This is a genomic window from Microcystis sp. M_QC_C_20170808_M3Col (genome assembly GCF_007095505.1).
In the GTDB taxonomy this organism is placed as follows: domain Bacteria; phylum Cyanobacteriota; class Cyanobacteriia; order Cyanobacteriales; family Microcystaceae; genus Microcystis.
Genome location: NZ_SFBY01000155.1, coordinates 1 through 10,255 on the forward strand (window position 1 = coordinate 1; position 10,255 = coordinate 10,255).

General features: G+C 42.6%; 11 protein-coding genes and 1 tRNA gene. 11 read left to right on the forward strand and 1 reads right to left on the reverse strand.

Annotation, left to right across the window (positions count from 1 at the left end):
• From EWV84_RS07230 to EWV84_RS07280, 11 genes are all read left to right on the forward strand, one after another.
• A partial coding sequence (locus EWV84_RS07230) for a M10 family metallopeptidase C-terminal domain-containing protein (RefSeq protein WP_287077468.1) occupies nucleotides 1-759 on the forward strand: 759 nt, incomplete at its 5' end.
• Between the two features lie 417 nt (nucleotides 760-1,176).
• Nucleotides 1,177-1,824, forward strand: a complete 648-nt coding sequence (locus EWV84_RS07235) for an SH3 domain-containing protein (protein WP_287077469.1) — start codon at nucleotides 1,177-1,179, stop codon at nucleotides 1,822-1,824.
• 568 nt (nucleotides 1,825-2,392) lie between these two features.
• Complete coding sequence (locus tag EWV84_RS07240) at nucleotides 2,393-2,878, forward strand: DUF29 domain-containing protein (RefSeq protein WP_287077470.1); 486 nt, start codon at nucleotides 2,393-2,395, stop codon at nucleotides 2,876-2,878.
• Nucleotides 2,879-2,983: 105 nt separating this feature from the next.
• Nucleotides 2,984-3,889 carry a lysophospholipid acyltransferase family protein gene (locus EWV84_RS07245; RefSeq protein WP_287077471.1) on the forward strand — a complete coding sequence of 302 codons (906 nt, stop codon included), beginning with the start codon at nucleotides 2,984-2,986 and terminating at the stop codon, nucleotides 3,887-3,889.
• Nucleotides 3,890-4,026: 137 nt separating this feature from the next.
• A complete protein-coding gene (gene fabG / locus EWV84_RS07250) occupies nucleotides 4,027-4,803 on the forward strand; it encodes a 3-oxoacyl-[acyl-carrier-protein] reductase (RefSeq protein ID WP_287077472.1) in 777 nt (258 codons plus the stop codon).
• A 366-nt stretch (nucleotides 4,804-5,169) separates the two neighbouring features.
• On the forward strand, nucleotides 5,170-5,937 hold the full coding sequence (locus EWV84_RS07255) for a proteasome-type protease (RefSeq protein ID WP_287077473.1): 768 nt from the start codon (nucleotides 5,170-5,172) through the stop codon (nucleotides 5,935-5,937).
• Between the two features lie 31 nt (nucleotides 5,938-5,968).
• Nucleotides 5,969-6,706, forward strand: a complete 738-nt coding sequence (locus EWV84_RS07260) for a sulfite exporter TauE/SafE family protein (RefSeq protein ID WP_287077474.1) — start codon at nucleotides 5,969-5,971, stop codon at nucleotides 6,704-6,706.
• Between the two features lie 119 nt (nucleotides 6,707-6,825).
• The gene (locus EWV84_RS07265) at nucleotides 6,826-7,245 is read left to right on the forward strand and encodes a tetratricopeptide repeat protein (RefSeq protein ID WP_287077475.1); all 420 of its coding nucleotides are present in this window, start codon (nucleotides 6,826-6,828) and stop codon (nucleotides 7,243-7,245) included.
• Complete coding sequence (locus tag EWV84_RS07270) at nucleotides 7,238-8,125, forward strand: M48 family metallopeptidase (protein WP_287077476.1); 888 nt, start codon at nucleotides 7,238-7,240, stop codon at nucleotides 8,123-8,125. Before EWV84_RS07265 ends, EWV84_RS07270 begins: the two co-directional genes overlap by 8 nt.
• Nucleotides 8,104-8,188 (forward strand) — tRNA-Leu (locus tag EWV84_RS07275). Before EWV84_RS07270 ends, EWV84_RS07275 begins: the two co-directional genes overlap by 22 nt.
• A 312-nt stretch (nucleotides 8,189-8,500) precedes the next feature.
• Nucleotides 8,501-8,926 carry a DUF29 domain-containing protein gene (locus EWV84_RS07280; RefSeq protein ID WP_287077477.1) on the forward strand — a complete coding sequence of 142 codons (426 nt, stop codon included), beginning with the start codon at nucleotides 8,501-8,503 and terminating at the stop codon, nucleotides 8,924-8,926.
• A gap of 171 nt (nucleotides 8,927-9,097) precedes the next feature.
• Here the strand turns inward: EWV84_RS07280 and EWV84_RS07285 are convergent, their stop codons facing one another.
• Complete coding sequence (locus EWV84_RS07285) at nucleotides 9,098-10,048, reverse strand: calcium-binding protein (protein WP_287077478.1); 951 nt, start codon at nucleotides 10,046-10,048, stop codon at nucleotides 9,098-9,100.
• Nucleotides 10,049-10,255: the final 207 nt, after the last annotated feature.

Consider the following 10,255-nt stretch of genomic DNA (forward strand, 5'->3'; position numbering starts at 1 on the left):
GGCTATCAAAGTAATGAGTGGAATACCTTTGAAGGCTATGACACCATTACGGATACAGGAACAAGTGGCACAGATACCATCGTCGCCAAAGGTGCGGCTAATGTGGATATTGGTCTCAAGAGTTTTGGGGTTAATAGCGGCATTGAAACCATCGACGGTACAGGAGTAGCAGGAAAAGTCACCATCGTCGGTGATTGGAGTGACAATACCCTCGACTTCTCTAATACTGCTTTTGTCGGTAACAATATCCAAATCCATGGCTATTGGGGGAATGATAATATCACCGGTAATGCTGCCAATAATGTCATTATTGGTGGCGGTGGTGATGACATTCTTAACGGCGGTAACGGTTCCGACAATTACCTCTATACTGGCTGCGTTGATGAAATCGGTCAAGGTGCAAACCAAGACAAAATCCTCGATTTCAATACTGGTCTTGATACTATTGACATCTCTGGCATCGATGCCAACTCCCTCAGCGTTGGTAATCAGAGTTTCACGTTTATTGGTGCCTCGGATTTTTCAGGTCAAGCGGGACAACTGCGCTATATTGATGTCTCTGGCATCGATGCCAACTCCCTCAACGCTGGTAATCAGAGTTTCACGTTTATTGGTGCCTCGGATTTTTCAGGTCAAGCGGGACAACTGCGCTTTGACGGCGGTCTCCTTTGCGGGGATACCAACGGCGATGCAGTCAGCGACTTTCAATTGGCGATCGCTGGAGTGTATAGTTTACCTGTCACCAATATAGTGCTGTGACATCCTCTGGTTTGAGGCAATAAGCTCTTACTCTATTTAACTGAGTGTCAGCAGAAGTCCCATCGCTAAAAGCGAGGGACTTCTGCTGATACCAAATTAAATTGTATTCAGAGCAGATAAAGCATTAAGGATGAAGGGAAATCCCGTGAGAGAAGCAACCCTCTGGGGTGTTACTTCTTAAACAATTTATCGGCTCTCTTATTCTTTGTGTGATCAGTTTAACTTACTATAGAAGCGATCGAGCTTTGTGTCCTCTGTGTCTCTGTGGTTCCTTCCACTCGCTCGCCAGCAGGACTGTATCTTAGAATACATTTCACCCACCAAACCTAAGAGAGCCAAATTCCTAGGGGTTTATTCTCGAAATCATGCTTGATCATTACTTTCTATTACTCCTCTAAACAATAATTCAAGATGAGAATGTCCAACATTTTAAAAACCAGCTTACTCAGTTTAACAATTTATAGCTTGATCAACCTTTTCTCCATAAAAATACAAGCAGAAATAGGCGATCCGAATGGTTCCAATAATCAACCCCAAACAGGCTGGACACTATGGCAACGTTGGGATAAATTAATCGATGCAAATATAGATTTCGGTTTCTCCAATACAGACTTAGGAGCAGGACTAGAATTACAGCAATTATGTTTTGGCGAAGTTGACACCTCCAATGCAGAGAAGAAACAACAAGAAATCTACTGGTGGAGATTAGATAATGACATCAATCAAATAGGTTCGGGAAAAATACAATATGGCTGTTGGATAAATGGTCAATTCAAAGCCACAAATACTGTTACTGCCTATAACACCTCTTTAGGAAATATTCCTTGCTTGCGCGTTAATCCTTCCGTGAAAAATGGCTTAATAATTTATGAAGACTCTACCACTAATTCTCGTCCTTTAGGCATCGTTAAAAGTGGACAAATGATTAAAGGTGAATTTTTTCCTTTAATGATCTTTACAACCAATGATAATCTGAACTGGGTTGCCATAAAATCACCACAAGAAGGATGGATATTAACGGGTAAAACTGGGATCAATGAAAATGTTTCTTTGTGTAAAAACTAAAAACTTAACCTACGGAAAAATTAGGTTTATAGCCCCTGATCAAGAATCGAAAAATAACTTCTTAGGTATCCCCCCTAGCCCCTATTCCTTCAACTACTTGCGCTTAGAAATTAATTGAATGGGAACATCCTTTCCCTAGCGCAATTTCTTTCTGAGAGCGGAATTTCGCTTTCAGATGTTAGTCACGACTATTGAAAATTGTTATAAACCTGCCCAGGATTATATAGGGTTTCATCTCTTATAATCCTGTCCTTTGCATAAGACAAACCGAAGAACCAGACTTTTTTCCCCTCAAAAAGTGCTGACCATTGGAGTGATCGGGGGTAAAATTCAGGTACTTTTTCCCTGAAAATTAGGTAACTGACTACCTCAAAATCGGTAAACCCCTACACCCCACACCCTGCCCCCACCAACAAACTTTTTCAGCAGACCCTATTTAGGGATAATGGCAGTTAGTTGCTGTAAGGGGGGGCGGTAATTTTTCCCGTGTCACTATCAAAATTAGGAGAAAGTCGCCTAATATATATATGAGGGTACTTATTTCCTATTAAAAACCGCCAACAACGAAATGAAAACTTTAAATCAGAATCCCTGGCAAGTAGAGGGAGGAGAAAACCTGCCCCTACTTTACGAAATTGATCAACATTTTTGGTTAGAGGAAACAATAAAAATCCTCAAGGAAAATCGCTTAGATGAATTAGATGTAATCCATTTAATTGAGGAATTAGAAAGCTTGAGTAAAAGAGATAAAAACCGAGTCAGTAGCTTACTTGAACAAGTAATCAGGCATTTATTACTTTTACACTATTGGACAACAGAAGCAGAAAGAAATCGGAATCATTGGCGAGCAGAAATTATCAGTTTTCGCACTCAATTAAGAAAATATCTAACGACAAATTTACAGGATTATTTAGCTGAGGAATTACCGATAATCTATCAGGATGCTTTAGCCTATGTTCAAGAAAAAACTGGTTTTTCTAGCAATTTTCCCCCAGAATGTCCTTACAGTTTAGAGCAATTATTAGATAAAAATTGGTTCAACTGTGAAGATTAGACATTAAAGATGATAAAATTATCAAGGAAAGCCGTTCTAAAACGATGGGTTTTTTAACCCAAATTTGCGATAATAAGATGCGCTTAAATTATCAACTTGGCATCAATGCAGATTTTTAGTTCTTTTATCTCATCTACGGCGACTTTTGCCGAATTATCCCTACAAGCGGCCAAGGCCTCTGCTGATACCCTCACCGGTTGGTCATTAGAGGATCGCGATCCGCAGGTGATCGAAAAATTTGTCCCCCTTCTGGATTGGTTTTATCACCATTATTTTCGCGTTAAAACCGATGGTTGGGAAAATATTCCCCCCTCAGGACAGGTATTATTCATCGGCTCCCATAACGGCGGTTTAGCGGCTCCCGATATGTTTATGATGATGTATGATTGGTTCCAACGCTTTGGCAGCGATCGCTTAGTCTATGGTTTGATGGATTCGCGAGTCTGGCGATTTTTTCCATCCCAAGCGCATCTAGTGGCCCAAATGGGAGCTATTCATGCTCATCCGAAAATGGCGATCGCTGCTTTAAATAGTGGCGCTAGTGTCTTAATTTATCCCGGAGGTGCTACCGATGTTTTCCGTCCCCACAGTTTAAGAAATAAAATTCATTTTGCTGGTAATCAAGCTTTTGTTAAACTAGCTTTACAGTACGAAGTGCCGATTATTCCCGCCATTTCCCACGGCGCTCACTCGACCCTGTTTGTCCTCGACGATATTTATCCTCAATTAAAAGAATTGCATAAAAAGGGTATGCCTTGGCCTTTCGGTATTGACCCTGGAACCTGTCCCATCTATTTCGGTTTACCCTGGGGACTAGCTATCGGTCCCTTGCCGAATATTCCCTTACCCGTATCGATACAGACGCGGGTTTGTCCCCCAATTATTTTTGAACGTTACGGCAAAAAAGCGGCCCGGGATCGCCGTTATGTACGCGAATGTTATGAGAAAGTCTGTTATTTGATGCAGCAGCAACTTGATCAATTAGTGGCAGCCAATTCTCCCCGATCCTAACCACGGGAAAGTTGGGACAAAGCGATCCCCATTGAGCATTTTTTCGGTCAGATTAACCCGCTTGTGAGATAATGAAGTGTTTTGAGCAAAGTTATCAGGACAAAGTTTTCTCTTGAGATTTGACGATTATTTGGGGAATGCAGAAAATTATGAAACTATTACCCGCAGAATGCCAGCATTTACAAGACAAAGTAGCCATAGTAACCGGGGCCTCGCGAGGGATCGGTAAAGCGATCGCCTTAGAATTAGCCAGCCAAGGTGCTACTGTAGTGGTGAACTATGCTAAATCTAGCCGTGCTGCCGATGCCGTTGTCGAAGAAATTACCGCGGCCGGGGGAAAAGCAATAGCACTACAAGCAGATGTGGCTAAAAGCGAAGAAGTGGATAATTTAGTAGATAGTACCAAAGAAAAATTCGGTCATATTGATGTCTTAGTTAATAATGCCGGTATTACCCGGGATACCCTGATGTTAAGAATGAAATTAGAAGACTGGCAAGCGGTCATCGATCTCAATTTAACCGGGGTTTTTCTCTGCACTCGCGCCGTCAGTAAATTGATGTTAAAACAGAAAAGCGGCCGCATAATTAACATCACTTCTGTATCCGGTTTGATGGGTAATCCGGGTCAATCTAATTACAGCGCCGCTAAAGCCGGTGTCATCGGTTTAACGAAAACTTTAGCCAAAGAATTTGCCAGTCGAGGCATCACTGTTAATGCCGTGGCCCCCGGCTTTATTGAAACCGATATGACTCATGACCTCAAAGCAGATGAAATTCTCAAATATATTCCCCTCTCCCGTTATGGAAAACCGGAAGAAGTCGCCGGGATGGTGCGTTTTTTAGCCGCCGATCCCGCCGCTATTTATATCACCGGTCAAGTCTTTAATGTCGATGGTGGTATGGTTATGGCTTAATTCAGTTATCAGTTATCAGTTATCAGTTATCAGTTATCAGTTATCAGTTATCAGTTATCAGTTATCAGTTATCAGTTATCAGTTATCAGTTATCAGTTATCAGTTATCAGTTATCAGTTTAAAGTGGTAAGTTTTAAGTTTTAAATTTTAAGTTTTAAATGATATTATTCACCTATCAATCTTCACTAATTACTGATTACTGTTCACTGTTCACTGATTACTGTTTACTGATTACTGAAAATGACTTACTGTTTACTGATTACTGTTCACTGATTACTGTTTACTGATTACTGTTCACTGATTACTGATTACTGTTCACTGATTACTGTTTACTGATTACTGTTCACTGATTACTGATAACTGAAAATGACTTACTGTTTAGGAATTATCAATCGTTTTGGCATTGTTATGGGTGCGGATTCTCGTACGAATGCGGGAGTCGATTATATCTCGGCCTATCGGAAATTATTTGACTTTTCGGTATCGGGAGAAAGAGTAATTATGGTCTGTACATCAGGCAATTTATCGATTAGCCAAGGAGTGATTCACGAACTAAAAAGAGATCTGCACAATCAAGAGGATAAAAATCTCCATGCTCTGACTCATCTCTACGATATCGCCCACTATATCGGTGATAAAAGTCGTCAAGTACAAGCTAGGGAAAGAACTTGGCTAGAACAAGATAATATTGATTTTCAATGTAACTTTATTCTTGGGGGACAAATTAAAGGAGAAGAACCGCAATTATTCCTGATTTATCCCCAGGGAAATCATATTCAAGCCACCAAAGAAACGCCCTTTTTACAGATAGGTGAAACTAAATACGGTAAACCGATTCTCGATCGCACTATTACCTATGATACACCCCTAGAGGAAATGGCTAAATGTGCCTTACTTTCCATCGATTCGACCATGAAATCGAATATTTCCGTCGGACCGCCTATCTATTTGAGTATGTATGAAGCTAATAGCCTAACCCTACGTCATAAGTTACAATTGCGCCTAGGAGACCCCTACCTAGCCAAAATGCGAAAACTCTGGGAGGATTACGTCCGGCAAGCTTTCGAGGCTATGCCCAATGTGGAATGGCATTATACCGATGAAGACCCAAAAGAAGATATCATAATAGATTAAGTAACTCTTTGTGAATTAACTTTACAACTCGATGATCATTGTTACCTTGATGTTGGCAGGTAGTCTAGCTTGGTTTTTTAGTACCCTTGCTGGTGGCGGCAGTCCCCTGATTCTACTCCCCGTTTTAGGTTGGTTTCTCGATGCTGCCGTCATTCCTCCAGTTTTGACCACGGGGATGCTAATCGGTAACGTCCAACGCATGGGAATGTATTGGCGCGCCATTGACTGGCCCTCGACGGTGTGGTATTTACCTGGGGCAATTATGGGATCTACCCTCGGCGCTTTTGTCTTTGCCCATTTACAATTCAAATGGTTGCCGCTAGTTTTGGGAATTTTTCTGGTTTTCTCGTCGCTTAAACAATTATTTCCCCAAGAAGAAAATCCTTTTTTTGAGATTAAAACCTGGTATTTTATGCCCTCGGGATTTATCTACGCTTTCCTGTCGGGATTAGTCGGTAGTACCGGCCCGATGATGAACCTGTTTTATATCAACTATGGGCTAGTTAAAGAACCAATGGTGGCAACGAAATCCGTTCACATGGTAGTGGTTCATGTGGCCAAATTAATCGCTTACGCGGCCTTTGGAGTTTTACATCTGCCCTTTCTCGGTTACGGTTTATTATTAGGATTAGCGGCCTGGCCAGGTAATTGGTTAGGACAAAAAGTTTTAGAAAAAATGAGTCCCCAACAATTTAAACAAGCAGTGATGTTATTCGTTTCGATGAGTGGCTTATTGATGATCTGGCGAGAACGCGGCATCGTCTTTTAAAATTTTGCTGACAAAGGGACAAATTTTGCTAAAATACTAGATAAAGGTGAATTGTACTAAATCCATGTAATACACCGATAACCGTTAAAATTGCTCCTTGACTAACCCCGCAGCTGAAAATGACAGAAACCGCCAATTTTACCCTCGAACAAGGTTTAGAACGCTACCAACAGGGAGAAAGCGCCGCCAGTTTATTGCCGGAATTTAAACAATTAAGCGATCGCGCTCCTAAAAATGCCGCCGTTTGGTCCTGTTTAGCTTGGTTATATATGCTCACCGATAAACCGGAATTAGCCCTAAAAGCCGCCCAAAAAGCCGTAAAACTCGATAAAGTTTCCCCCCAAAACCGGATCAATTTGGTTTTAGCTATGTTAGAAACCAAAACCGCCGGAGTTAGAGAACATATCGAACTGGTGCAACAATTAGTTAGTTTAAACAAAGAAGTTCGCCAAGAAGTGGATGAAAATATCGCCGATGGTTTAGCTAGAAAACCCGATTGGAAAAGTTTAGAACGCGTCAAAGCTTGGTTAAATGAATAAGAATATGGAATTATCAAGACAGTTATTACTCGGCTTAAAAGCCAATGATTTTCGGCATCCCATCGACCTAGAGGCAACTAATTCCCTCAAACAATTGCCTGGGTTAGATATAGCCGTGAGAAGTTTATTAGGTTCCGTAGCTGAAGAATTCTTTTACTTAAATAATATTGGTGCTAGTGTTTTGGTGGGAGAAAAACAATTACCCGACCTGCATAATCTACTCCTAGAAGCTTGCCGAATTCTCGACTTAGAACCACCTCAATTATACATTCAACAAAACCCCGTTCCTAACGCCTATACCTTCGCCATGCGCGGCAAAAAACCGTTTATGGTTATACACACTTCCCTAATCGAAATGCTAAATCCCGCAGAAATTCAAGCGGTAATGGCCCACGAATTAGGACATCTCAAATGTGAACACGGCGTTTATCTGACTTTAGCCAATATTATCGTCCTAGCGGCAGGATTACTGCCCAATTGGGGGACAATGTTAGCACGATCCCTACAACAGAGAATGTTAGCATGGGTGCGCTGCGCCGAGTTTAGTTGCGATCGAGCGGCTTTATTGGCAGTTCAAGACCCAAAAATCGTCATGTCGGTGTTAATGAAGTTAGCCGGAGGTTCCCCCAGTCTCGCACCTTTATTAAATTTAGAGGCTTTTATCGATCAGGCCAAGTCCTACGATGCCGTCAGCGCCTCGGAAATGGGCGAAATGTTAAAGGGTTTGCAAACCCAACAGTTAACCCATCCCCTCCCCGTCCTGCGCGCGCGAGAAATCGATCGTTGGGCCGGTTCCCCCGATTATCAAAATTTGTTAAAAGGGCCAAAAATGGGTTATAATGATAAAGCTAATGCCAAGGGCGAATGGCGAAATTGGTAGACGCACCACACTCAAAATGTGGCGAGGCAGCCCCTCATGTCGGTTCGAGTCCGACTCCGCCCATTAAACTACGGTGATTTCTAGCTATTGTGGTCTAGAAATAGCCGATAATATTATTGTCGGGGCGAATTGTCTTCGCCCTCTTTTAATAACTTCTGCTGCTCACCATAAGTGAGAGAAAGTCCCAAATGGGAGATGGCAAAATTTCCCTAAACCGAACTAACGAGTTTTGATTAGTTAAACTGAGAGTTTTTAGTAATTGACTCAATGATGGGCTGTAATATTTCAATAACCAGCATTTTCTTGGTGCTTGAGCTATACCCTGAGATGTAGATTTTTATATAATAAAAAAGATTTAGTATAGAGGTAAAATTAATGGCTGAAACGCTATATGAAAAAGACTATGTAGCTTGGCTGCAAGACCAGGCAGCAAAACTGCGATCGCCTGAGCGCAATACTTTAGATTGGCAAACTTTAGCCGAGGAATTAGAGGAAATGGTTGATGAACGCAAATACAAAGCAGAAAGCTTTCTTATTCAACTCCTCAGTCACCTGCTACTTTATGCCTACTGGAAGCATCCTTACTACCTACCTCACTGGACAGACGAGATAGATAATTTCAGATTGGAATTGAGCTTGCTGTTTCGCTCTCAGGTAATCTACAATCATGCCTTAGAACGATTTGGTTATTGTTATCAAAAAGCTCGGCGAAAAGCGAGCCGCAAAAGTGGCTTAACTTTACCAGTTGACTGTCCTTGTACAATTGAGAAAATTCTTGATGAAGATTGGTTCCCTGGTTAATACATACTCAAAAATAATGCTGTTTTTGAAAGGATTAATATCGCTGAATAGGGCAGAGTTTTGCTTGGTTAAAGTTGTGATTTTTAGTAACTGAATGATGGGGTGCCGACAAAAAACCCCCGCTAAAGGCGGGGGATATGGCATAGTTCTGCTGTGATGCCTAGCTGAGACTTACACCCCGTAAACGAAGTCAGCATTAGTCATGCCAAGTGCGGCACTAGCGCCAACATTGGCAATTAGGTAACTGCCGGCACTGGTGAAATCGTTATACCAGATGTTGCCGTCGGTAGTATTGACGTAGATGCCGGAGGCGTTTCCCAATGGTCGCCCGTCTAGCCCTGGTCCCTTGAAGAACCATAAAGAGTTAAGGACATTTCCGGGCACATTACCACCAACAAAGCTCAGACCCTTTATCCCCGGATTAATGGAGCCGGCCAAGGTGCTGTCAAGACTGTTCGCCAGAATGATTGTATCAGTGGGTACGGAGAAATCAGTGATCAGATCACGGCTCTGGGGATTAATTGGGTTGGGGGATGGAGGTGATATCAACGACACTTCCGTGAGCCGGAAGGAATCGTTTCCAGTGCCACCGGTAAGGGTATCCTGACCCAAGCCACCCTCGAGGTTGTCATTGCCCGCACCGCCGTTAATCAGGTTGGCGGAGGCATTACCCGTTACCGAGTCGTTACCGGCACCCATATTGGCGTTTTCAAAGTTGATGAAGCTTTCACCTAGAAAATCGGTTAACCCGGTGGCCATATTGAACACGTAGTTACCACTCCAGGCGGTGTGGTCGATGGTATCGATGCCAGCGCCACCGTCCATAGTTTCGTTGCCAAGTCCCGAAAAGAGGGTGTCGTTACCTGCATCACCCCGATAGGTTCCGCTGTCGCCATCGGAGGTGATCACATCATTGCCGTCACCGCCGTTCAGGGTATCTATCCCTGCACCTCCGACTAAGGTGTCATTGCCCCCATTACCAAAGATTAAATCATTACCAGCACCACCGTCAGAAGTGTCACTACCGTTATCAAGAACGATAAGATCATCGGAGCCAAGACCGTTAGTTGTGTTATTGTCAAAGGGACTGCCGTCAAATATATCGGAAAAAACTGGGTTCATTGTCTTGTCTCCTAAATTACAACGAGAGCAATCAACTCGCTTGGATTGTGCGAGCTAATCATATTTCAGTGGAACGAAAGCTAGGGAACATTGACATCCTCACCGCCGTAAACGGACGGTGATTCCCAAACCTCACGATTTAGGTTTCTGCTTCTTTCCCTTGCGGGGTTCCGCACCTGCCTTAACAGTTTTACTCTGTTCTGGTCT